The organism is Bradyrhizobium sp. IC3123 (assembly GCF_020193625.1).
In the GTDB taxonomy this organism is placed as follows: Bacteria; Pseudomonadota; Alphaproteobacteria; order Rhizobiales; family Xanthobacteraceae; genus Bradyrhizobium; species Bradyrhizobium yuanmingense.
The window spans coordinates 199,868-224,056 of sequence record NZ_JADYVF010000007.1 but is presented as its reverse complement, the minus strand read 5'-3'; the positions used below and the strand labels follow the sequence as shown (position 1 = coordinate 224,056).

General features: G+C 59.0%; 19 protein-coding genes. 10 read left to right on the top strand and 9 right to left on the bottom strand.

Annotation, left to right across the window (positions count from 1 at the left end):
* Window positions 1–75: 75 nt before the first annotated feature.
* The 6 genes from rpoN to I6F20_RS23650 form a co-directional block, all read right to left on the bottom strand.
* Window positions 76–1,713 (bottom strand): RNA polymerase factor sigma-54, encoded by a 1,638-nt coding sequence (rpoN, locus tag I6F20_RS23675; protein WP_225128030.1) that lies wholly within the window; start codon window positions 1,711–1,713, stop codon window positions 76–78.
* A gap of 90 nt (window positions 1,714–1,803) precedes the next feature.
* Window positions 1,804–2,817: an LPS export ABC transporter ATP-binding protein gene (lptB, locus tag I6F20_RS23670; protein ID WP_036024403.1), complete on the bottom strand. Its 1,014-nt coding sequence runs from the start codon at window positions 2,815–2,817 to the stop codon at window positions 1,804–1,806.
* A 224-nt stretch (window positions 2,818–3,041) separates the two neighbouring features.
* On the bottom strand, window positions 3,042–3,758 hold the full coding sequence (locus I6F20_RS23665) for an LptA/OstA family protein (protein WP_036003381.1): 717 nt from the start codon (window positions 3,756–3,758) through the stop codon (window positions 3,042–3,044).
* Between the two features lie 5 nt (window positions 3,759–3,763).
* Complete coding sequence (gene lptC / locus I6F20_RS23660) at window positions 3,764–4,495, bottom strand: LPS export ABC transporter periplasmic protein LptC (protein WP_036003378.1); 732 nt, start codon at window positions 4,493–4,495, stop codon at window positions 3,764–3,766.
* A gap of 164 nt (window positions 4,496–4,659) precedes the next feature.
* Window positions 4,660–5,274, bottom strand: a complete 615-nt coding sequence (locus tag I6F20_RS23655) for a ribonuclease D (RefSeq protein ID WP_225128028.1) — start codon at window positions 5,272–5,274, stop codon at window positions 4,660–4,662.
* Window positions 5,275–5,482: 208 nt separating this feature from the next.
* Window positions 5,483–6,805, bottom strand: coding sequence for a UbiA family prenyltransferase (locus I6F20_RS23650; protein ID WP_225128026.1), 1,323 nt, complete (start codon window positions 6,803–6,805; stop codon window positions 5,483–5,485).
* Window positions 6,806–7,079: 274 nt separating this feature from the next.
* Between I6F20_RS23650 and I6F20_RS23645 the strand changes: the two genes are divergently transcribed.
* The 5 genes from I6F20_RS23645 (at window position 7,080) to I6F20_RS23625 (ending at window position 12,375) form a co-directional block, all read left to right on the top strand.
* Window positions 7,080–8,345 (top strand): MFS transporter, encoded by a 1,266-nt coding sequence (locus I6F20_RS23645; RefSeq protein ID WP_225128024.1) that lies wholly within the window; start codon window positions 7,080–7,082, stop codon window positions 8,343–8,345.
* 189 nt (window positions 8,346–8,534) lie between these two features.
* Window positions 8,535–9,488: a Bug family tripartite tricarboxylate transporter substrate binding protein gene (locus tag I6F20_RS23640; protein ID WP_225128022.1), complete on the top strand. Its 954-nt coding sequence runs from the start codon at window positions 8,535–8,537 to the stop codon at window positions 9,486–9,488.
* Window positions 9,489–9,784: 296 nt separating this feature from the next.
* Window positions 9,785–10,282: a lysozyme inhibitor LprI family protein gene (locus I6F20_RS23635; RefSeq protein ID WP_225128021.1), complete on the top strand. Its 498-nt coding sequence runs from the start codon at window positions 9,785–9,787 to the stop codon at window positions 10,280–10,282.
* Window positions 10,283–10,778: 496 nt separating this feature from the next.
* On the top strand, window positions 10,779–11,855 hold the full coding sequence (locus I6F20_RS23630; RefSeq protein WP_225128019.1) for a hypothetical protein: 1,077 nt from the start codon (window positions 10,779–10,781) through the stop codon (window positions 11,853–11,855).
* Between the two features lie 13 nt (window positions 11,856–11,868).
* A complete protein-coding gene (locus tag I6F20_RS23625) occupies window positions 11,869–12,375 on the top strand; it encodes an argonaute/piwi family protein (protein ID WP_225128018.1) in 507 nt (168 codons plus the stop codon).
* A gap of 475 nt (window positions 12,376–12,850) precedes the next feature.
* On the opposite strand, the gene I6F20_RS23620 is transcribed toward I6F20_RS23625, so the two are convergent.
* Together I6F20_RS23620 and I6F20_RS23615 are read right to left on the bottom strand one after the other, a co-directional pair.
* Window positions 12,851–13,345 carry a hypothetical protein gene (locus I6F20_RS23620; protein WP_225128017.1) on the bottom strand — a complete coding sequence of 165 codons (495 nt, stop codon included), beginning with the start codon at window positions 13,343–13,345 and terminating at the stop codon, window positions 12,851–12,853.
* Window positions 13,346–13,571: 226 nt separating this feature from the next.
* The gene (locus I6F20_RS23615) at window positions 13,572–16,517 is read right to left on the bottom strand and encodes a caspase family protein (protein WP_225128016.1); all 2,946 of its coding nucleotides are present in this window, start codon (window positions 16,515–16,517) and stop codon (window positions 13,572–13,574) included.
* An 890-nt stretch (window positions 16,518–17,407) separates the two neighbouring features.
* Here I6F20_RS23615 and I6F20_RS23610 point away from each other — a divergent pair.
* Window positions 17,408–19,366, top strand: coding sequence for an SH3 domain-containing protein (locus tag I6F20_RS23610; RefSeq protein ID WP_225128015.1), 1,959 nt, complete (start codon window positions 17,408–17,410; stop codon window positions 19,364–19,366).
* A 28-nt stretch (window positions 19,367–19,394) separates the two neighbouring features.
* Here the strand turns inward: I6F20_RS23610 and I6F20_RS23605 are convergent, their stop codons facing one another.
* A complete protein-coding gene (locus tag I6F20_RS23605; protein WP_225128014.1) occupies window positions 19,395–20,390 on the bottom strand; it encodes a toll/interleukin-1 receptor domain-containing protein in 996 nt (331 codons plus the stop codon).
* Window positions 20,391–20,748: 358 nt separating this feature from the next.
* Here I6F20_RS23605 and I6F20_RS23600 point away from each other — a divergent pair, with 358 nt between their 5' ends.
* From I6F20_RS23600 to I6F20_RS23585, 4 genes are all read left to right on the top strand, one after another.
* Entirely contained in the window at window positions 20,749–21,447 is a 699-nt protein-coding gene (locus tag I6F20_RS23600) for a recombinase family protein (protein WP_225128013.1), read from the top strand.
* A gap of 202 nt (window positions 21,448–21,649) precedes the next feature.
* Entirely contained in the window at window positions 21,650–22,027 is a 378-nt protein-coding gene (locus I6F20_RS23595; protein ID WP_225128012.1) for a hypothetical protein, read from the top strand.
* A gap of 20 nt (window positions 22,028–22,047) precedes the next feature.
* On the top strand, window positions 22,048–22,764 hold the full coding sequence (locus I6F20_RS23590; protein ID WP_225128011.1) for a hypothetical protein: 717 nt from the start codon (window positions 22,048–22,050) through the stop codon (window positions 22,762–22,764).
* A 594-nt stretch (window positions 22,765–23,358) separates the two neighbouring features.
* Window positions 23,359–24,168, top strand: coding sequence for a hypothetical protein (locus I6F20_RS23585; protein ID WP_225128010.1), 810 nt, complete (start codon window positions 23,359–23,361; stop codon window positions 24,166–24,168).
* The last annotated feature ends 21 nt before the right edge of the window (window positions 24,169–24,189 follow it).

Sequence of the window (24,189 nt, the reverse complement as noted above, 5' to 3'; positions counted from 1 at the left end):
CCTCGCTTGGTTGGTGCCCAGCTTGGATCGGTCTCGATGGGGCATCGAGAGTAGCGCGATTTGGCGCCAGCGCAATCAGGCCGGTTCGGGATTGCGGGAGCGATCGGACAAGGCGGTAGAGAGGACGTTACCAAGAGCGCTCTGCTTGTCGCGGCGGCGTTGCACCGAGGAAGGTATGCGCATGGCTTCGCGGTACTTCGCGACCGTGCGGCGGGCAATATCAATGCCCGAGGCGCGCAAGCGTTCCACGATGGTGTCGTCCGACAGGATCGCGGAGGGCTCCTCCGAATCGATCAGCTGCTTGATGTGGTGACGCACCGCTTCCGCCGAATGCGCTTCGCCCCCGTCGGCCGAGGCGATCGAGGCCGTGAAGAAATATTTCAGCTCGAACGTGCCGCGGTTGGTCGCCATGTATTTGTTGGCGGTGACACGCGACACCGTGGATTCGTGCATCTGGATGGCGTCGGCGACGGCCTTCAGATTGAGCGGGCGCAAATGGGCGACACCGTGGGTGAAGAACCCGTCCTGCTGGCGCACGATCTCGGTCGCCACTTTCAGGATGGTGCGGGCGCGCTGGTCGAGCGCGCGCACGAGCCAGGTCGCGTTCTGCAACGCATCCGTGAAATAGGACTTGTCGCCGTCCTTGCCGATCTTCTTCGACAGCTCGGAATAATAGGTCTGGTTGACGAGCACGCGCGGCAAGGTGTCGCTGTTGAGCTCGACATGCCAACCGCCGTCGGGACCCGGGCGGACATAGACGTCGGGCACCATGGTCTGCAGGCGCGCCGAGCCGAACTTCATGCCGGGCTTGGGATTGAGGCGGCGGATCTCGCCGATCATGTCGGCGATGTCCTCGTCGTCGACGCCGCAGATCTTGCGAAGAGCCGCGATGTCGCGCTTGGCGAGCAGATCGAGATGCTCGACCAGCGCCTGCATCGCGGGGTCGTAGCGGTCGAGCTCGCGCAGTTGGATCGCCAGGCATTCGCTTAAGGAACGCGCGCAGACCCCGGGCGGATCGAATTTTTGCAGCACGGCGAGGACGCTTTCGACCTCGGCCTGCGACGCGCCGAGACGCTCGGCGGCTTGGCCGAGATCGGGCGGCAGATAGCCGGCCTCGTCGACGAGGTCGATCAGGTACTGGCCGATCATGCGTTGCGCGGGCGCGGTGAAGGCAACCGAGAGCTGCTCGGCGAGATGGCCCGACAACGTCGTCTCGGCCGCGACAAAAGCTTCGAGATTGTAGTCTTCGTCACCGGAGGCGCCGCCGCCCCATTCGGTATAGGTGGTTGGCGCGGCATCCTGCGCGTTGCGCGCGGCCGCCTCGGCCGGCTCCTCGGAGAAGACGTTGTCGAGGCCGGTGTCCAGGGTTTGCTCGATCTCGGCGCGGGTGCCGAGATCCTTGCTCATCCATTCTTCCTGGCCCGGCTCGAAGCCTTCCGCGCTGCCGCCGAAGCCGTCCTCGCCCTGGCCATCGCCATGACCGTCACCTTGGCCGCCCCCGGAATCGCCGTAACTGCCGGCCTCGGCCGAAGCTTCGCCCGCGGGGGCCTCGTCACTGGCCCGTTCCAGCAGCGGGTTTCGCTCGAGCTCCTCTTCCACGAAGGTCGTGAGATCGAGATTGGACAATTGCAGCAGCTTGATCGCCTGCATCAGCTGCGGCGTCATGACTAGCGACTGCGATTGCCGGAACTCTAATCTCTGCGTAAGCGCCATGAAGCAAGAACCGATCCCAAAAGTTGGTCCGATTTTTGCTTATCCTAGTCTCAGCCCGATGTACACGGCTTGACGAATTGGAAAAAAGGGCTAGAGGCGGAATTCCTCGCCAAGGTAAAGGCGGCGCACGTCCGGATCGGCAACGATCTCATCCGGGGTTCCCTCGGTCAAGATTTCCCCGGCATAGACGATATAGGCACGGTCGGTGAGGCCGAGCGTCTCGCGGACATTGTGGTCGGTAATCAGCACGCCGATGCCGCGATTGGTGAGATGGCGGACGAGGTCCTGGATGTCGCCGACCGCGATCGGGTCGATGCCGGCGAAGGGCTCGTCGAGCAGCATGTAGTTCGGCCGCGTCGCCAGCGCGCGCGCGATTTCGACGCGGCGACGCTCGCCGCCGGACAGCGCGATCGACGGTGATTTCCGTAGCCGCGTGATGTTGAACTCGTCGAGCAGCGAGTCGAGCTGCTGCTCGCGCTTCTTGCGCGAGGGCTCGACCACTTCGAGCACGGCGCGGATGTTCTGCTCGACGGTGAGGCCGCGGAAGATCGAGGCTTCCTGCGGCAGATAGCCGATGCCGAGCCGCGCGCGCTGATACATCGGCAGCTTGGTGACGTCGTGGCCGTCGAGCTCGATCGCGCCGCGATCGGCCTTGATCAGGCCGGTAATCATGTAGAACACGGTGGTCTTGCCGGCGCCGTTCGGGCCGAGCAGGCCGACGGCCTCGCCGCGGCGCACATAGATGCTGACGCCGCGCACCACCTGGCGGCTGCCAAAGGCCTTTTCCACGCTATGCACAGCCAGGAATCCGGGCCGCTTCAACAGCTGCGGCGCGCCGGCACCGTTGGACCTGGCGGCCGTTCGGACGGGATGAACCGCCTGCGGACGCGGCTCGGCCTGATAGTCGGCCTCGTAGTCGCCCGTGTAGTCACCTTGGAACTGGTCGGGCCCGCGGGGCTGGTCGCGGGCAATCGGCGTGTCCCTGACGGGACTGGGCACGAGGCCGCCGACGCTGTCCCCGAGCGCAGTGATGTCCTGACGCGCAAATCCTGGCCGGCCGCGCTTGGCGGGGCGCCGACGGAACATGCTGAAGAGATCGACCATCCCCGCCTTCTAGCCTTTGGCGTCGTCTTGCGCGAAATCCGCGCGATCTGTCGCGCCAGCCTGAGCGATTGGCCGACGCAGCATGGGTGAAGGAATGTCTCATGCCCAGTGAAACACGCCCGAAAAGCGGCGGACCCCGCTTCGAAAGCCCTGCGCGCTAGATACAGGCTCGCCGGGCAGGCTTCAACCCTCGGTTCGGCCGCATCCGAACCAAGCCGTTGAATTCATTTTGGTTTACTTGCACCGGGTAACTGCAAAGGCGGCGCGCCGCCGGGCTTGCCCGAACCGCAATCGTTGCTGGAGCCCTGCGGCAGCAGGACCTGAACCCGGCCGCTGTCGGATTCCACACGTGACACGCCGGTCGTCATATCGACAGTCAGCCGATCGCCCCGCATGACGTTCTTGCACTGGGTCATGACGACTTGGCCCGAGCCCCCGCCGAACATGGTGATCAGGTTGGTCTTGGTGTCGAACACGGCGCTCTCCCCCGTCACCACCTGGTCCTTCTGGGTGACCACGACATTGCCGCGCGCCTCGAGCCGCTTGATCGAGGAGCTGCCGCCCGGACCCGGCTGCGCCGACTGCATCGGCGCGCTCTTGGTCGCTTTCGCCGCAGGCTGCGGCGCGGCCGGCTTGTCGCCGCCGCCCGAATCGTAAAACACCACCAGCGTCTTCGAGGTCATGGTGGTGTCGCCCTGCACGACCTTCACATTGCCGGAGAAGGTCGCCTCCTTCTTCTTGTCGCGCATCTCGAGCGAGGCCGCTTCAATCTGAATTGGCTGATCGCGGTTTTGCGTAAAGCCCTGCAGCGCGTTGTTGGGCGCAGTCGCCGAACTCTGCGTGCGGCCTTCACCGGATGCGATCAAGACACCAAAGGCAAGCGCGGCTGCGCTGACGATCGCGCTGCGCCTGTTGTCGTTGCGCGAGAAGAACTTCATCATGAAAATCACTTCGAATTGGCAGACTTGTTCTGAGGCGTGCGCGTCTTCGTCGGCGCAGGCTCGGTTGGTCCAGGCTGAGCAGCGGCGGGTTCATCCAGCTTGTCCAGATGCATCACCACATTGCCCTCGAAGCGGATGACGTCACCGCCTTCGGTAATCCGCAGGCGATCCGCACTCAGCGTGCCATTGGTCAGCTTGACGTCGACGCGCTCGTCCGAGGAGACCGTGCCCTTGCCCATGTCGACGAAGGCGGAATTGAGCCGCGCCTCGTAGCCGGTCGAGGTGCGCAGCAAGATGTCCTTGCGCAGATCGAGCTGCTGCTGCTTGTTGTCGAAGCGGCCGGTGCGGGCATCGAGGAACAGGGTCGACTTGTCCTCCATCAGCACTTTCGCACGCAGGTCATTGAGATCGACATGATCGGGATCGGTGATGTCCTGCGTCGCGGTCTTGGCCCAGAGCTCGTAGGGCCGCTGGTCCGGCGTGTAGCCGGCGAGGTGCGGCGATTCCATCGTGATCTTGGTGCCCGACACCACCAGATTACCGGAGTCGAGCGGCAGCTTCGGCATCAGCATGCGGAACGGATTGAAGATCGAGACGCCGACGATGACAGCCATGGACAGCACCACAGCACCCGGGACCGCGATGCGTAGAATCCGCACCAGGCGGCTGTGGCGGGCCGCGCTGGCAAACTTCGCCGCAAGCGCGGCGTCGTAGGTGGGGTTCTGGGCCGAATTCACCGGGGTTCCTGCTTACCTGTCTCCTGACGTATCGCTCGCCTTGTCCGGTCGAGGGGGCGCACCCCATTCTATCCGGCGCCGCCCAAATATGCAGCCGGCGACAGGCCGTTACGAAAGTGTCCGAAACGGGGCGGCAATCCCGGGCCAACCGCCACGGGGGGCCTTCAGGAGTGCGCGAAAATGTCCTCTTCCGCCCAGCCCTGGAGGTCCAGCAGGGCGCGGGTCGGCAGGAAGTCGAAACAGGCCTGCGCCAGCTGGCTGCGGCCTTCCCGCACCAGTATGGCGTCCAGCCGCTCGCGCAAGGCATGCAGATGCAGCACGTCGGAGGCGGCGTAGGCGAGCTGCGGCTCGCTCAGGCTGTCGGAACCCCAGTCGCTGGACTGCTGCTGCTTGGAGAGGTCGATGTTGAGCACCTCGCGGACGAGGTCCTTGAGGCCGTGGCGGTCGGTGTAGGTGCGGGTCAGGCGGGACGCAATCTTGGTGCAATAAATCGGCCCGGTCATGATGCCGAAGGTTTGGTACAGCACCGCGACGTCGAACCGCGCGAAGTGGAATATCTTCGTGACCCCAGGATTGGCGAGCAGCGCCTTCAGGTTCGGCGCGTCGGTGTGGCCCTTGGGGATCTGCACCACGTCGGCGCTGCCGTCGCCGGGCGAGAGCTGCACCACACAGAGACGGTCGCGGTGCGGGTTCAGCCCCATGGTCTCGGTGTCGATCGCCACCGCTCCGGTGTAGCGGGACAGGTCGGGCAGGTCGCCGCGGTGCAGGCGTACGGTCATGAAACCCTCGGGTCGAATCGGTGCGTCGATATCATAGGCTAGAGCATGATCCGGAAAAGTGTGCAGCGGTTTTCCGAAAAGATCATGCTCAATCAATAACCTAAAGCGCGATGACGATTCATCTTAATCGCATCGCGCTTTAGTCGAATGGATGGCGATGTAGCCAGTCGCAGCAGGTCACGCAAGCGGCCATGACCTTGCGGGCCGGTCAGATCGCAGCGAGCATGATGCAGATCATCGCCGCGACAGCGGTGCGGCTGGGGCCGTCCCGGAACGCGTATAGGATCGGATCGTCCGGCATCTCGCGGCGATGAGCCATCATCAGAGCACGGCCGAACCAGTACAGCAGCAGCGGTGTGAGCAGCCACAGCATCCAGGGGCGGCTGTAGAGCGGCGTCACCGCCGAGGACGAGACGTAGAGCGAGAACACGGTCACCGCGTTCATGGCGCTTGCCGCCGCCATCGCGGCGATGACGTTAAGGTCGGTGACGCGATAGTCGCGGTTGGAGGGATCGGCGAGGCCCACGCTCTCGCGCATGCTGAGCTCGCTGAAGCGCTTGATCAGGGCGAGCGAGGTGAACACGAACAGCGAGAAGATCAACAGCCATTCCGACAGCACCACGCCGACGCCGACTGCGCCGGCGACGATGCGAAGCGTGTAGAGGCCGGCGAGCGTGACGATGTCGACCAGCATCTTGCGCTTGAGCACGAGCGAATAGGCGATCGTGGTGGCGAGATAGAGGCCGAGCACGCCGAGAAACTGCGGCGAGATGCAGAGGCTGGCGGCAAGCGCGAACAACCACAATGCGGGAATGGCCGACAGCGCCGACGAGATCGGCAAATCGCCGGCTGCGAGCGCGCGGTGGCGCTTGCTCGGATGCTGCCGGTCGGCGGCGAGATCGAGCAGATCGTTCATCAGATAGGCGCCCGAGGCGCAGGCCGAGAACGCCAGGAATGCGAGCAGCGCGTAGCCGAGCGTCGAAAGGTTCAGCTGATGCGCCGTGAGCGCAGGCACGAACACCAGCGTGTTCTTGGCGTATTGATGAACCCGCAGCGCCTTCACCCAGGTGGCGAGGCCGGCTCTGCGGACCTCGCCATTTTCGATGCGCGTGATGGAGGCACAATCGAACGGCACGCGCCCCGCCGCGAGATCGGCGTGCGTGACGACGCCATCGAAGCCGAGATGCGCTGCGATCGCCGCGGCATGAGCGGCGAGCCGATCCGCGACGAGATAGATCTTCTCGCCGCGCGCCCGTGCCGCCAGCGCCCGGTTCATCACATCGGAATCATAGGGCAGATGGGCGTAGTCGATTTCGGCTCGCGCCAGGATCGCCGTGAGCGCCGCCATCCCCGCCAGTCCGCCCGCACCGAAGCGCGCCAGCATGCGGCCGGGGCTGGAGAACAGCGCCTCCATCAGCAGCTCGGAACGCAGCAGCGCGCCTTCGAGGTCGATGACGAGGGTTCGGGCCGCCGACAGCGTTGCCGACGGCTTGGACACGCCAGGATCGTACTGCGGGGCACGCTGCTCCATCGAAAAACGCTCTGACTTGCCGCGACATGACCGGCATTCGGCCGGGGAGCAGGAAATGGGTCGCCAACCCTATGGGATCATTCGCTAAAGGCGGCTTAATTCGCCCGGAGAGGTGGGGACGGCTTTCGCCCCAGGGCGCTGTTGCCCGGATCCCACAATCCGGCGCGAGCTTCCTGTTCCAGCAGAACTTTTGCTTCGCGCGCCGTGGATATCGTCCCGGCCCACCCTATCTGCCAATTTCCCTCCCCGGGGGTCCCACCCTGGATCACGTGCCATGACCGAACCAACGCTCGCTGCGCCGATCGACGACCAGGGTCCGCGCGGATTTTCGCGCTACCAGGCGCTCCTCATCGCGCTGCTGGCGCTGACGCAGTTCACGATCATCCTCGATTTCATCATCATGTCGCCGCTCGGCGCTATCCTGATGCCCGCGCTCGGCATCACGGCGGGGCAGTTCGGCGTTGCCGTATCGGCCTACGCGTTCAGTGCGGGACTATCGGGCATCCTCGCCGCCGGCTTTGCCGATCGTTTCGATCGCAAGCGCCTCCTGCTGTTCTTCTATGTCGGCTTCACGCTCGGCACGCTGTTGTGCGCGGTGGCGCCGAACTACCATGTGCTGCTGATCGGCCGGATCGTGACCGGATTGTTCGGCGGCGTGATCGGCGCGGTCGTGCTCGCCATCATCACCGACCTGTTCTCGTTGCAGATGCGCGGCCGCGTGATGGGAATCATCCAGACGGCGTTCGCCGCCAGCCAGGTGCTCGGCATTCCCGCCGGCCTGTTTCTCGCCAATTACTGGAGCTGGCATGTCTGCTTCATCGCCATCGTGGTGCTGTCGATCGTGACGATCGCCATCATCGCCTTTGCCATGGAGCCGGTCGACGCGCATCTGAAGCTGAAGCAGGACAGAAACCCGTTCCGCCATCTGGTCGCGACGGTCGGTGAGCCGCGCTACACGCTCGCCTTCGCCGTCACGACGCTGCTGGCGACCGGCGGCTACATGCTGATGCCGTTCTCCAGCGCCTACACCGTGCACAATCTCGGCATCGACATCACGCATCTGCCGACGATCTATCTCGTCTCCGGCCTGTTCAGCATCGTCACGGGACCGCTGGTCGGCCGCGCCAGCGACGCGTTCGGCAAATATCCGACCTTCGTGTTCGGCTGCGCCATGACCGTCCTCATGGTGCTGATCTACACCCATCTCGGCCACGTCTCGCTCGCGACCGCGATTCTGGTCAACGTGCTGATGTTCGTCGGCATCTTCTCGCGCATGATCCCCTCGCAGGCGCTGATGTCGGCGATCCCGGAGCCCGGCCAGCGCGGCTCGTTCAGCGCGGTCAGCGCCTCGCTCCAGCAACTGTCCGGCGGGCTCGGCTCGGTGCTCGCCAGCGCGATCATCGCGCAAGGCGCGGACGGCGCGCTGCTCCATTTCGACCGGATCGGCTACGTCGTCGTGACCACGACGATCGTCACGCTGGTGATGATGTATTTCGTGCAGAAGGCGGTGGCGGAGCGGACGGGGAAGCGGGTGGTGTGAGGGGGAGAGGAGCCGCCGTCCGAATGCGTTTTCCGCGTGGTGGAAGTCACCTGCTTTGTTGCGGACACAGTGCCGCACGTCACGCAGCCACGTTCTTCGCTAGTTTCATCCGATCGGTCCTCGCGACTCGACAAGAAACAACAAGACCAAGGGCGGGAAATGAGAAAGCTGACACGACGAACATTCGTGATGGGTTCGGCCGTCGCGTTGTGCGCGCCGGCTGTAAGGACCGAGGCGCAATCCGCGTGGCCGTCCAAATCGATCAGGATCATCGTGCCCTATCCACCGGGCGGCCAGACCGATGGCATCGCGCGCGCGTTCGGCGACTTCCTGGCGCGGCAGGTGGGCAAGCCGGTCATCGTCGAGAACAAGGGCGGCGCCGGCGGCGTCATCGGCGTGGCAGAAGCGAAACGCGCCGATCCGGACGGCACCACCATCCTGTGCACGATCTCGTCGTCGCTGATCCAGAACCGCGTCACGGTAAGAGACCTGCCCTACGATCCCGAAAAGGATTTTACCTATCTGACGATGGTCATCGGCGCTGGCGGTCCGGTCGTGGCGGCGAAGAAGACCGGTGCGACCAACCTGCGCGAGTTCATCGAATACTGCAAGAAAGTCGGCAGCGTGAACTGGGGATCCTACGGCGTGGGCTCGACGCCGCACGTCCTGATCGAGACGATCGCCAAGCAATACGGCATAAAGGTTCAGGTCATCCAGTATCGCGGCGAGGCGCCGATGTGGAATGACGTCGCCGGACAGACGCTTGATGGCGCCGCCGGGAGCTATGCCGCAGCCGCGCCCGTCATCCAGGCCGGCACCGGCAACCTGATCGGCGTGGTCGGCACCCGTCTGCCGCCCCATCCGGACACGCCGACCATGACCGAGCAAGGCGCCGTCGGCGACTTCTACAATCTGCGTCCCTTCACGACGTTTGCGGTGCCGTCCGGCACGCCGCGGGATATCGTCGATCGCCTCTCGCCGCTGCTGATCCAAGCCGGAACCGATCCGAAAGTTCAGCAGATGCTGAACAACTTCATCCTGTCATCGCCGGCCGATTTCGAAACGACGAATCGGATCTTCAAGCGCGACAGCGACGTGATGCTCCGCATCCTGGGCGATCTCGGCGTCAAGCCGTCGGATTAGCCGCGTCGCGGCCTAGCAGCCCAGTGCGCTTCTGCTCCTCGTGGCTCTCCGTATTCGGCGCCCAGCCGACATCGAGCGGATCATGGCGACACTCCGGGCGTCTGCCGGCGTGTCAAATGCACGGTCGTCGTTGCGGAGCCTCCCAGATGGTTTCCAGATATGACGTGCAGAAGGCGGTGGCGGAGCGGACCGGGAAGAAGGTGGTGTGAGGAACGGCTCCTGCTCCACATTCGGGTGAACCCACGCCGGGCCTCCGGTGACCAAGGTTGCATCGATGCGCCGAACGGAGATCTCCCGTGAAATTCAAGCTTGCCGCCGCGATTCTCGCCGCAGGCCTCCCGCTGGCATCGATGGCTTTCGCCCAAGACACCGCCCAGAGCACCGCGCCAGCCGACCTTGCCGTGATCGATGCCTGCCTGAAGAAGGTGGAGAAAACCGCCGGTTTCGGCAGTGCCTGCGTCGGGCTCGTCGCCGACCCCTGCATCAAGGCGGCAGAGGGCGCGAATGACGATGTCGCCAGATGGAAGGCCTGCGCGGCGCGCGAACTCGCCGTCTGGACGCAGAAAACCAGTGAGGCGCTGAAGAAGGTTCAGGCCGGCGGGTTCGCCGACGCGATCAAGGCCGTCAATGACTCGCAGAAAGTTTTCGCCGCCTCGCGTGATCGCCTCTGCGCGGTCTTCGACAACGTCGACCCCGGCATGTACCGGGGCGGCGCGAGCTACTGCCGCCTGCGCGAGACCGCGAACCGCTCGCTGAGCCTGATCAAGCTGGGCGCTGCGGTCAACGAGCACTGAGGCTTCCTAGGGGGGCTCGGGTCACCGGCCTTGCCGGCACCTTCCGACGTGGCGACGACGGCCATTCGGTGCGCCATGAGCGCCGTGCTTCGGTGTCGCGGACCGGTCAGCAGCTCGATGTCCTGCGGATGAGCGATTTCAATCGCTTGAGCAGGGGATGGTGCCCAGGAAAGGAATGCGCCGGCTAGCCTGCATCCTATTGTTTTTATTCGCTCTTTCCAGCGCCATTTGTTCGATGTTACACAGTTTTGTATTCTCCGGGCGCCCCACGCCCTTAGTCTTCTTCAGGGCTGCCCGCAGAGGAGCGGCAGCTAGAGCAAGGTATCGAAGCGCAGTTGGGCCCATCTGCGGCTAACGACTAGCAACCTTTAGCCGATCCAGTGCCCTCGCCGTTGCTGATGCACACGTTGATAAGTTGGGCGCCGCGCTCCGCTCAACCCAGAATCGGTGTTATCTTCAAAGGCTTAAAATTGATGATTTATAGGGCAGGGAATACATGGCACTGCAAACAAGCTTGCCGCAGGACGCGCCTTCGACAACCGCAAAACCATCTAAAGCTCTGATTATCGAGCATGCCACTAACGAGATTGTCTTCGCCGTTGTCGGCCACGTTGGCTCTGGAACCAGCACCATCGCCACTACGCTAAGGGGATTGTTGGAAAACCCCGCGCTGCCGGGCGGTAAATACGAAGTCGGCATTCTGAAGGCACGAGGGATTATCGAAGATTGGGCGAACAGGAACGGCGAGCCCATCCCGTCAACGCCATCGAACGACCTTGCTACGACGACTGGCTTTCAAGACCTAGGCGACAAGATGCGATCAGGCGGCGACTGGGCCATTGTCGCAAGACATTTTGTCGATCGCATTCGATTAACGCGAGCGGAAAAGCTCGGCATCTCCAATCCAGGGGAAGATGCAATAGCGCCCGATGGAGTGCGTAGGGCTTATATCCTCGATTCGATCCGGCACCCAGCCGAGGTCGAATTGCTTCGAAGAGTCTATCAAGACGCCTTCGTGCTCGTTGGTGTGGTCTGCGAAGCTAAGGTCCGCCAGAGCCGCATAGTCAACAAATACACTAACGCCGGGGCAGCAGATGCTGAGAAATTTATGGCACGCGACGCCCGAGCGATAGAGAAGTACGGCCAACGCGTGTCAGACGCTTTCCACATGGCCGACTTCTTCGTTGACAATACAGCTGACCAATTCCTCGATGATGATGATCGCGAGCCCAATCCAGATTGGGACATCAGCGATAATCTTTCCCGCTTGATTAGGATCATGACAGTCGCGGATGTGGTTCGCCCGACCGTCTCAGAAACCGCAATGCATGACGCCTACGGCGCCTCACTGCAAAGCGCCTGTCTCTCCCGTCAAGTTGGAGCAGCGCTATTGGATGCCAGCGGAAACATTGTTGCCACCGGCACGAATGAGGTGCCCCGCGCTGGCGGAGGCGTCTATGGAGAATCATTTCAGGCCAATGTTGATGACCACCGCTGCGTATTCCAAAAATCGGAGAAGTATGGGCCCCTGGTATTCGAGCGAGACAAGAGAGTTTCATTTGCCAAGGACTGAAGCCCGAGCGCTGATGTCCAATCTGCTTCAGTCTTATTATGACGAACACAAGCGAGAACCCGCTGAGCTTTTCATCCACGGTCGCACGCGCTTCAGTGACGAGGAGTGGGCGGGCTTTCGAGAAGCAGTGCCTAACCATATCAATCTTGTAGGCGTCCGAATTGCACGATCTCAGGAAATGAAGCTGTTCGCTCCGGGCCGTGTTCCGGTCCTACGCGGCACGAGCCACGAGTTGAGTTCAAGGCGAGCCCTCCTTTGGACGACAGGCTTCATCCCTCAACTCGCGACGTATCCAGGCCGCGAGACACCAAATCCCCTATTGATCGAAGTGACGCGAGGAGAGGCTAGTCTTCCGATTGTACTTGCCGACATCATGGGGCTTACGAAGGTGAACTTCAATGCGTGCCTCTTTGCAGACGGACTGCCGGTCACCTTGCGCTTCGCTGATGCCGTAGGAGAAATTCTGACGGCCGCGCCAATTTCCGAGGGGGCGCCGTTGCCTTTCCGCCACTACATATAATGAGCCACCGTTTGTCGCGGCACCGGATGAAATGGCTCGCCTCCCGATCCAATGCCTCTCATAGCTCCTCTGCCTGACCGGCGCAGCCCCTACGTCGAACTTTGCACAAACACCATTGTTAGTGACGCCGGATTCGGCCGCCAACAGGCAAGGCGTGAGTCAAATCGATTCAGGAGCGAGTATCTCTGATGCCATGGTGCTCACGAGGGCGAAGCTTACGAGGAGAGCAGCCGAACTTGTGGCGACTGTAAAAAGGGAAACTAGCCTTTTTGTTTGTGCCTGCTCTCTGCGGGGCGAGCTACTTCTATTCCTTTCCTGCCTGTTCATCCAGATCAAGAGTTCACAGAGACTTGCGATGACATTGAGCTAGAAGCGACGCCGGCCGCATTTCGGTCTGACCAGCTGCAACTCACCACACACAACCGATTATAAGGGGTCGATAGCCCCATGTTCGAAGCCGCGAGCGCAACTAGCTTCAGTTCCTTTGTTTTCCCAGCATTTCGGATTGCTTATCGAATATGACTTTCCAAAAGAATCCGTTCTGAAAGGAGACGAGAAAAATCATTAGTTCCGCGATGCTTATACTTTTCATCTCTTGAATGGTGTTAAGGTACGATGATAGCAGCGGAATGAATATGATAGGCGACGCCAGAGCTGCCTTTATCCAAGAGGATGTTGGCCTCGAATGATCAAGAAAATAATAGGATTGAGCAATTATTCCTAAGAGCATCGAGAGGTACATAAGGCCGACCATTAGCCACGGCTCCGCTTCTGCCCCCGCTCCTTTCGTCTCGATTCCTGACAATCCGGTCTGATCGTGTACCACGATCAGGGATAATATCCCCAGAACGAGAACTAGGGCTGCATACGGGTAACGCGAGTGGGTTGGCTGTTGACTTTTGTCCGAGAACAAGACTGCCAAAAGCAAAACAACAGAAAGTCCCACAATCAAAAGGAGCCAACTCAGCATTTCGATTCCCTCCTTGTCGGGGAAGCCATGGAAGGCGGCAGATGGAACACTAGAATGGGACGAGCATTTCAGTTGCCTAGCGCCGAGTGGTGTAGAGGCGTGCCCCTCTGCTGACGATGAAGTAACTCTCGCAAATTTGCGAGCGTGTGGCTCCCTATTCGTTCATTTGGTTGAGCTAACAAAGTCAATGTCGGCCGACATAGCTAATGTTGTTCCTCTTCGGCACTTACGGCAACACTCCAGCGAGAGACTCGCGCCGATACATGGCAGTAAACTCCTCGGAATCGAAAACCTCGTAACCTCGCACAACTGCAAAAAGGTCCTTTGCATCCCCTTGCAGTACAAACGGGCCATGAGGAGTAAATGCGGCCCACGTCTTGCCAGAGGAAAGTAGGGTGACGACCAGGCGCCCACTTTCAGCATCCCAAACCTTGACAGTCCCGTCATTGGATCCGGATATAATTCGCCGCCCATCGGGTGAAGACGCGACAGACCATACCCAATGGGTATGTCCTGAAAAGGTCTTCACGATTGCACCGCTTTCAATGTCCCAAAGGCGGACTTTACGATCACTCCCACCCGAAATGACGTGGCGGCCGTCGAGAGAAAAGGCTACAGCCGCGAAAGCGTTTCCAGACCAAGAGAATTCCTTGAGTTGCCGCCCAGCTCTGTCCCAAAGTATCATCCTGCTGTCGCGTCCGCCGGAGAGGATCCAGCGCTGGTCGTTCGATACTGCAATCTTGTAAATCCAAGATGCATGCCTCTCATACGTCTGAATGATTTTCTGCGCGTCAATGTCCCAGAGCTTCAAAGTGCCGTCTGCATTTCCTGTGAGGAACGAATGACCGTCGTGCAGAAATGCAACAGAGGCAACTGGGCTACCCTTTTCAGAGTAGCTCTTAATCACCGTTCCAGATGCGCGATCCAATAACTTAGCCGATCCATCACGACTCCCCGATAGTATTTGCTTGCCATCCGCCGAAAATGCCACGGACCAAGCAGAAGCATTGTGAACATTAGTTGTCCAAATTGACCGCAACGTACTTGAGTCCAACAAGCTAATCTTTCCACCGCCTCCAGCGACGGCGATCACTCGTTCGTCTGGAGACGCGGCGGCTTCTTGGATTGCACCAACATTCGCCCTTGCTTGTCTTAGCAACTTTCCGTCTTCCAGACCCCAAACTGCCACCTCCCCATCTTCTCCGCCTGCATATGCGCGACTACCATCACGACTAACAATTACGCTTCGCACAGGAACTCCGACGCCCTCATAACGCCTTATGAAACTCCCATCCTTGGCATTCAAGAGATTCAGATGCCGGTCTTCCGTGGTTACAACCATCTCGCTATTGGCAGAAAAATCGAAAGAAGGAACGTATCGATCTGCAACCATCGTAACAACATGGTTGCTTTTAACGTCGCGAACAGCAAGTTGGAGCTCGCTTCGGGTGAGTAACTTCCTGCCATCAGGAGAGAACCGAATTCTCACGGCTGCTGGATAGCCGCCAATTGTCTTAATCAGGTCACCCGTCTTTACGTCCCAAAGTTTGATTGTCTTGTCAGAACTGCCCGTAGCTATGATCTTTCCGTCAGGCGAGAAACGGACCGATAAAACGGCATCCTTGTGCGATCGCAGCACGTGACGGGTCTTACCCGATGCAACATCAAACACTCTGACCGTGTGATCCGAACTTGCCGAAGCAGCGAGGCTACCATCGGGCGACATGTCAACGTCATGAACAGCATTAACGTGTTCTCGAAGCGTATACACTGCGGCTGATCGCTCAACATCCCACAAGATCGCCGAGTTACTGTAGTCACCAGAAAGAACCTGTCGACCGTCGGGGGAGAACGTCACGGCTTCTACGGATGAGCTAGCTCCAAGTGTTTGGATAAGGGTCCCATCTTTCGCATTCCAAACTCTCACAGTCTTGTCAGTACTCCCTGTGGCTATTCGCTCACCATCTTTCGAGAACGCGATTGCGTTGATCGCATCTGTATGCGCAGAGAAGGTTCGCAAAATCTTGCCACTTCGCGCGTCCCAAAGCTTGAGATCGTTATCCCCTCCGCTGCCACCAGAAGCAATTTGCGATCCGCTGGGAGAAAAAGCCACCGAGCTAATACGGTGCAGGTGGCCCAGCTGTGGAACGATGGAAGCTCCAAAAGGAAGTTGATACTCAGAGGTTGCCCTGCGAGGAGCTTCTGTGTCCTGTCCCTTCGGTGACTTAGGAGTTCCGCTGTTAAACTCCTCGCCCTTTACTTCGATTTGCGCATTTGTATTTGGACTAGACCTTCCAGACTCACCCCTATTTCGCAGCAAAAAGAAAAACTCTCCTGGATTGTTTTCGATGCGAGCATAATATTGGCGAGGCGTCATCTTGATCTGTTGCTTAAGCTCAGCTCGTTTTGCGTCGAGGGTGCGATTAATATGCGTCATAACCTCGCTGAGGGAGACGATGCCATCCTTCGTATAATCGGCGTCACCGCGTGCCGCAGACAGGAATGCGCCGGTGAAAAGGCTTTTACCGTTGAAAATGAAGCTTTCCTCGCCCTCCACTCCAGCAGTTATCATGTGGTGCCCTGGTTGCGCTAAGCGCTCGATCGTCATCTCGGCCTCGCCACCCTTTCGCTCCCAAGCAGCTAATCCACTAAAGCAAGAATCGATTAGAAAAAGAGAGTGGCGTGCGTGTCCAACGTTCTCAGTCCACTGTCGAATGCGAGGCATATCGATCATCTGATCCCAATTGCCGGCCTGTGACGACTTAAGCAGCAAATATCCGCGCTTGCTTGATTTGAAGTCGCGCGTAATACCGTGCCCAGAGAAGTAAAATACGAATCGATCCGTCTCGCGGAGTAGAGTCGGAAAGTGGCGTTCCATTAATTCCTCTATGCGGGCGCGGCTCGCCTTTTCGTTGGTTAAGGTCACAATGTAATCAAAGCCGGCATCATCTCGAAGAAAGTTTCGCATACTAATGGCGTCACTTTCGGGCGCGGAAAGACCTCGAAAGTGATCGTACTCGCTGACACCTAAGATGAGCGCAAAGCTTCGTCCAAACGGCTTTGTTCCGAAAAGCTTTCCGATGGCCTCCGTCCCCCAGGAGCGGTCAGGCCTTGAATAAGTCTCATCTATGCCTGCAGCTGCAGCAGGATAAGCCAGCGCAAGACACAGCATGAAAACGACGCTTCGTGCACATAGCATGGCTTCAAACCTTCTTGAGTATATCTAGACCTAAAAATAGAGAGGCACAGAGGCGGCAAGCCACGATTACACGCGAAGATTGCCTTAGACGCTACCAACCGGTCAAGGGCGCAAGGACACTCCCAACGGCGACTCCTCTGACGAGAAGCGCACCTCAATGCGGAATGCTTTCATGGCCTGCCACTCAGGACGCGGCTGAACGCGATTGATAATGCTGGCTGGGGCCGTCCGGCCTTTCACGACGCCCAAGAGAAGGACTCGCCTTTGCCTCATCGATGCTGGCCGGAACTACGGAAGGCAGTTCTCGATAGCAAAGAGTTCCTCATTTGCTTGTCCGTCCGAACAATTGCGCAGGGGGCGAGACTCTAAGATGTCACCTTTGGGGGGCCAGCTGCGAGCTTCCCCCCGTGCCCCCTCGTCAATATCTAAGCGAGCGTTAATCGCTCTGTTCGTGGCTTGCGTTTCTGAGCGGTCATCTGCCTGCAAGGCCGCGCCCCATCACTGTTACTTAAGTGAGTAGATTTGACCCATTCCGCCAGTCTTGCCGGCTTATCCCTCCGGAAAATATGGTGACAACGCTCGTTGACTAGATTCTGCGATCGTGAGGACGGCGTCATGGAGATGCCCCTCCAACCGCGTTCGAGTCCGATAGCCAATTCGCTCGATTGTAGACTTTCGTCCAGCTCGGTCGGCATGACCGTGGCGGCCAATAGCGGAATTGGCACTCATTGACTGCCTCATCATTCGGCGGGCGGCGTGATCCTCGGCACTAGAAAACCGCATAACAACAGCTAGGATGAGCACACACTCAAAACATTTTTGCAGGCATATAGCTCAAGCTCGATCGTTGGGAGAAATTTCGAATGGATGCACGAGACATTGTCGGTCGCAGGGCGGTCTTACATCATCTCTTGGTCGTGATCTTGTTCTTTGCTTCAGTTGGCCGCGTCGAGGCTGTGTTTGGCCAACTGGACACTGACGACCGCTTTCCGTTCGTTGTTAGTATCACAATGGAATATCCAGCAAGCGTCTCCTGGTGCAGCGCCGTCGTAAAGGGGGGAGGATTAGTTGTCGGCACGGCAGCCCATTGCGTGGTGAACAAGAAGGGGGAGAGAGCAGAAAAAATAACAATCGAGTATGTTGACGCTGACGGAGTTGTGCAGAGCACGGTTGCCAAACAGTATTTCCTTCCTTCGAAACTACCCATACACCCCGAGGCCAGCGGCGAGTGGATCGAGAGAAACCGTAAGTGGTTGGAATATACCCGTTCTGATATCGCGCTGATTGTTCCCGAGCAGCGGATTCAAACGTTGGGCTATGCGCATTGGATTACCGATCTATTAGTAACCACAGATGACTACGAGAAGGGATCGGGGCAGCCCGCCGAAGACAGTATTTGGCAATTATTGTCAGCTGAGGCAAATCACGACCACTCAAAGATCAGATGGTCACCAAAAACAAGAGCGCTTCTTGAAGCGCGATACAGGAAGCACTTCGGAGACTCACCACAGGCGCTGATAGTGGGATTTGGCGGATACTGCCGACGGGAACCGTGCGATCCGAACAATTCGGACAGGCGAAGAAGATTCGCCGAAAGTCCTACGTTTCCAGTTGGGTTTGAAACGGGCGACAAACCACCTTGGATCTGGACGCTGGGGGCGGACGCCTCTGGGGTAAATCCGGCAAGGCCGGGAGACAGTGGCGGGGCCACCTTCCTGAAAGCTCTTGATGGTCGATGGTTCTTCGCAGGCTACAACTCTAACGCAAACGGCGCATCGTCGTACTCTTCATCTCTCCTTGAGCACGTAAATCTTTACGCTCGTGTTGTCATCGAAGGCGATTTTCCCATTACAGACATAGAGCAAGAAGGTATCTTTGCTTATGTGGACAAGCCGGACTCGTGGCCAAGGAAGCAGGCGATCCGCTTCTTCGACGAGGTCCTCGAAGCTTGGTCGCTAGACGTGGGTACAGCGTCGATGCGGCTACGTGCCCTGTACCGCTCCGTCGATGAATACTATGGCGATGACAGGTCCGATTACTTCGATGCATACGAAGACAAACGTAGTCTATTCACGAAATGGCCAGAACGCCGCTTCGAGCGACGACGAAATCTATCTCCGAACGTTGATTGCGAGCTGGCTTGGAAATCGGTTACTTGCAACGTCACCGCGCATGTTGATTGGAAGTTCAAAAGCGGCGACGTCACAATGTACGGCGAGTCGGAAGTGAGTTTAAGGATTCAGCTAGAGGGATTGACGCAGGTCGACCTACAGCAAGGCTATGGGCCCAGCATCTCGGGCGAAGGCGGCCGGCTTTTGAGGACTAGCGGGCTGGCCTCAGACCCGACTCTTGACCAAACAGCATGTCGTCGCCTAACCGGCAAATGGGTGATAGTAAATCCGGCCGACGGAAAGGAGTTGAGAGAGAAATTCGATCTCAAACGCGGACCCTCGGAAGACGAATTAATCGTGGGTCGTATTCCTAGGAACGCAATCGGATTAGATGTAGATGGATGCTCCGAAAAATGGTGCCGCGCAAAATACAGGTGCCTCGATGGATGGATCGAGAAACAATTTGTGCAGGAAACAAGAAAGACGCTTCATCGCGTGGTGGGAGTGAGCGCCAAAGACCGGAATGGCTTGAATATTCGAGCGATGCCACACCCCACCAGCGACAAGATCGGTTCCATTCCATACAATGGCCGTGACGTAATCGTCCATGCGTGCGGCGTCCCGAATTGGTGCTTCGTAACCCACAATGCGATTTCGGGATGGGTCTCTCGCCGCCATATTGAATTGCAGGAGGCGTCTGCAGTGCCGTGACACAAACGGCCCATCAGACAGCCACCATCTACGCTTCGGGCTTCCGGGTGTATTGAACTAAGGAAATATCGCCAGCGATGTGCTTGATCGTCGCATACACGATGGCCCCATCAGCATCTTCAAGCTCGAAAGGGACATTGACGTTGAATGCAACCGGCTGCCGCTTACCGCCGTCGATGGCGATGTTGTCGGCGTAGAGATAGGTCCTTTCCGAGCTATCCAACTTGGGATTCAGGCGTCCCCTTAAGCCGGGGATGTGCCCGGTCCTGCACATCGTGATTGACCCGATGTTATCGGTGCGGGGAATACTGATCTGCATCGCACCGTCCGGGTCTACTCTCTCAAAGATGGCCGCAGGAAAGCGTGGGTGAGAAGCGAGCAGCGTGCTTGGCCTGCGAACTTTCGGTTCGAACACCGCCACACCATCGTCACCAGTGATAGCGCTGTTGAAGGTTCCGTTCTCAGCTTGCACGGTAAGCTCGCATCCCTTGATCGGCATACCCTCATCGTCTCTGACGACAACTGCGAATTTGTTACCAGGCAGCGGCTCGGCCCGCGCCAGCGTACTGAAATCGCGGCGGACCAGTTCAGTTGGGAGCGACCCGCCCGAACTGACGAGCTTTTTTGTAATGAGGGACACGAGGTCTTCGGGAGAGCGCTCTTTCAGTGAAATGTAGCCCACCGTGGACAAAACGCCCGGTATCTCGGTTTCGTCGAACCGCACAGGAAGAATGTACTCCTGCGCATCCTGGAACGCGCGGGCCTGAGCTGATTTGCGTTCGTGATTGGTCCAAAGCTTTTTCGCGTAGGCTTCGGAGATAAACATCACTGTGAACCGGGCCCGCTTGTGATAGACCTCCGAGAGGTGCACGTAGAGATCTTTGCCCCAGAGATCAGCCTGTTCGAATAGATCGTAGAATACCTTAACGCCACGATCTTTCAAAAGGTTCGCAACTCTGTCAACGTACGCCCGGTCTTCGCCGGCAAACGAGAGTGCGATGTCGTAGTGTCGATTCTCAGCCATGCTTCAATTATAGTCTCTGGCGGCAATCGCTGCCAATCCTCTAGCTCCGGCCATTGACCCAGGTGCGTCCCCGGCCAAAAAATCGCGAGGGACACAAGCGCGAGACGTGACCTCGTGGCGACGGCTCGCTGCTTTCCCCCGTACCCCTCACTCGACTTCTGAAGCATTCTTTATTGGATGGCAGCACCGACAACTCAGGCGACTTGTCCCGCTGTATTGGCTGCAAGCACACTAGCACGTCATCAGCTCTTCTGAGTCGATTTGACTCATGTTCTGCATGTTGGCGACCGATTCCGGCACCACTAACAATGGTGTCAACGGACGTTGACTAAGTTGTTTTGAGCGACTGGGAGGCAGCATGAAGGCAAGGCAACGATTTGTCGCTTACTACCGGGTGTCTACGCGCAAGCAGGGAGCATCGGGACTGGGCATAGAGGCACAGAGGGCCGCCGTCGCTAACTATCTCAGTGACCGCACAGCGAAGGTGGTGGCAGAGTTCACTGAGGTCGAGAGTGGGAAGCGCAGTGACAGGCCGGCACTGGACCAAGCCCTAACCGCAGCAAGGGTACACCAAGCAGCCCTAGTGGTGGCTAAGGTGGATAGGCTCACGCGGTCGGTAGGCTTCCTGTCCAGGCTCTTGGAGGCAGGTGTCGATGTGAGGTTCGCAGACCTCCCCGCCATTGAGGGACCCACCGGGCGCTTCATGCTCCAGCAGATGGCAGCCGTTGCGGAGCTAGAGGCGGGACTAATCTCGTCCCGTACTAAGGCGGCTCTCTCTGCAGCAAGGGCACGAGGACGGCGGCTTGGAGGTGACCGGGGCACCCACCTATCCAAGGCGGCTAAGGCGAAGGGTCGAAAGGCTCAAGCACTTTCGGCTCAACGTAGGGCTAACGATCTAGCTCAGGTACTCGAAGAGCTACGTGCTGATGGTGCATCATCCCCCACCGAGTTAGCACGGGGACTGACAGCAAGAGGCATACCCACGGCGCGAGGGGGGAGCACGTGGTCAGCACCGCAGGTGGTCCGCATACAAGCAAGGTTGAGCAGTAACGCTTAGCACAGCACGACGCTCCAACGCTTGGCATGATTTTGGAATCGGACCATCGAGTCTCCATTCATCAGTACACATTTCTTATCTGCAACTATTGGCTCTGCACGGTCGAAACTCCATATCTTCGGTGCAGCACTGTCGCTGCTCTGTCGCGATAGGAGATCACGTATCTTCCGATTAGGTCGCGCTAAACAACAGGACGAAGATAATGCTGAGCGTGACTGACGGTGACGCAAGACATCTTGCCGGAATGATGGACTGCTTCGGACAGGTAGGCATCAAGAAGAACACGATGTTCGTGCGTTTCAAAACGGCGTACTTGGATCGCCTCGAAGTGATCCGCTCAATTTTGGCCACTGACCAAAAGCCCACGGGGCCGTTCGATAATGGCGGCGACTCCAAGAGACTGCAGTATGAGTTGGTGCTCGTCGGGAAAGAGCTGGTCACGCTAGAGAACCTCGTCACCGGCCGGATGTTGACGGATCGGCGGCATGCGTTCCGGCAGAAGCGAGATCAGCTCCACAAGCTCCGGCAGAAGCTAGGCTTATCGGGCAAACTGAAAGTCGCGCGGCCCGAAGAACTGTGATGCGGCGCCCTGCCTCTCGCATGAAGCGGCGTTTGGGTGATGGTTCGGCCTTCGCCCTTCGCTGCACCATTCCAGACCCGGTCTCCGGGCGAGCTTGCGGTCGTCCTACCATGCGAGCGGCCGGGATCGGGCTTGCCACGCTCTATTGCCGGCATCACGTTGAGCATCGTGCCCGCCATGGCAGCCATTGGCACGGCACCTATAGCGCGGCGAAGTTGAAGCCCTACCTCTCAGCTGCGACTTCATACGTGCGATTGCGGGCAACGAATGACGCGTTCGTCACGGCTGCCATTAACGCTATCCGGGCAGAACTAACGGAGGCCGGCCCAGTGGAAATAGCCACTCGGCTCAAAGGTCTGTCGGCGGCCAAGCGGGCAAAGATCGCTTTGGCTCGGCTGAGAGTTGCCAATGTTCTTCCCGAGCGAATTGTGTCGATCGTCCTGGCCGTCGCCGCGCTGATCGAAGACGACCCAAAGTCCCACCGGACCAAGGAGTTTCGCACAGTCCAAATTGCAAAGGCCGTGCACCGGCTGGCGAGCGGTACGGGGTGGGTAATCTATGATGCTCATGGCCGGCAACACCGTTCGAAAGTGCGGGTTTATCCTAAATCGACAGGCCTCGTTTTGCGGCTGATGGGGCGCTTGCTAGAGAGGCCCTGCGAACTCGTCCTAGAGCACCACGTTCCGGGAGTGCTCTCGTACAAACAGCGCTACGGCCGCCGACCGAAGCCGGGCTAAGCCCGTCCTAAGATTTCCGTGCAACGGCGTCGCTTGCGGGAGATCAGGTGGCACTTCGACGGTGCGTGCATGTTCGATGTTTTAGCGGATCACTTTAAGCACCTAACTAACCGTATGCCTTCCCAATCGCAGCCCATGATGTTCGATCCCCAGCTTCGCGCGAAAAGCGCGGAGCTTCAGGCGTCGGTTCGAAGGTTGGCAGACACGTTGCTAGCTCACGAGGCCGCGAGAGGCTCCCGTAAGCGAGCGCGAAAGGATGCGGATACGAAGAAGTTCTGTGTGGCAGTAGAGGCACTGGCCTGCAATTTGATACTGCTAGAGGCTACTGGGAGTAAGTCCAAACTTGCCGTGCCCAGGTCACATGCTGTTATCTGGCGAGGGAACGCGAAGTCAGACCCAGTTTTTGGTCAACACTTTCTCGACGCCATTGATCTCATGTCCGCAATGGGTCTCATCGCGGAGGGGCGGCGCGGCTATAGGATCTCTGCTAGGTCGAAAATGCCGTCGCTTGTCAAACCGCGAGAGCGTCTTGCAGACCATCTTCCGCTGTGTCCACCTGCATGGCGCGAAATCCACCAGATTGACGAACCTGTGGTGGTCATTCTGAAGGAAGGAAAAGACGAGGACGGGAACGCCGCGGCTATCAGTTATCGCGAGACTGCTCAGTCTAAGAAATTTGCGAACCAAGTCCGAACCATCAATAGATTCTTGCGCGAGGCTGACATTGAGATCACGGGGCAAGTCGAGTCCGGTCCCTCTTTAGGAAAGGACGGGCATGTCATCGCGCCCTATCGTCGATCGCTGAGGCGCATCTTCAACAACGGCACATGGCAACACGGAGGCCGTCTCGCAGGCGCCGCCTTTTGGCTCTCGATGGAACGGGCAGAACGCAAGCGCATCCGTATCGAGGGCCAACGCGTGGCGGAGGTCGATTATGGGCAACTGTTCCCGCGCCTCGCTTATGTGCGGGCCGGAACGCCTCAGCCTGATGGCGACCTCTATGATCTTTTCGGTAACAGCACCGGCCGCGATGGCTGCAAGAAGCTGATGAACGCGCTACTGTTCTCGCGGGGGCCGCTGAAGAATTGGCCCGAGGACACGCACCGACACTTTCCGGGTGGCGTCAATCTCCGAACGGCAATCGAGATGCTCTCCGCGAAGCACGCGCCCATCGCTCATCTGTTTGGGAAGGGCCTTGGTTTCCAATTGATGCGCATCGAAAGCGACATGCTGATCGAGGTTCTCACGGAATTGTCGGCTGCGGGAGTCACCGCCCTGCCCCTTCACGACGCGGTACTCGTCGCGAAATCCCACGCGGGCGTGGCGCAGGAGACGATGGGGGCCGTTTTTCAACGATGGAGCGGCTCGCCCTGCGCGATTGTCTCTGTCAAATTTCATAACTAATTACAATAGCTTAAGCCTTAC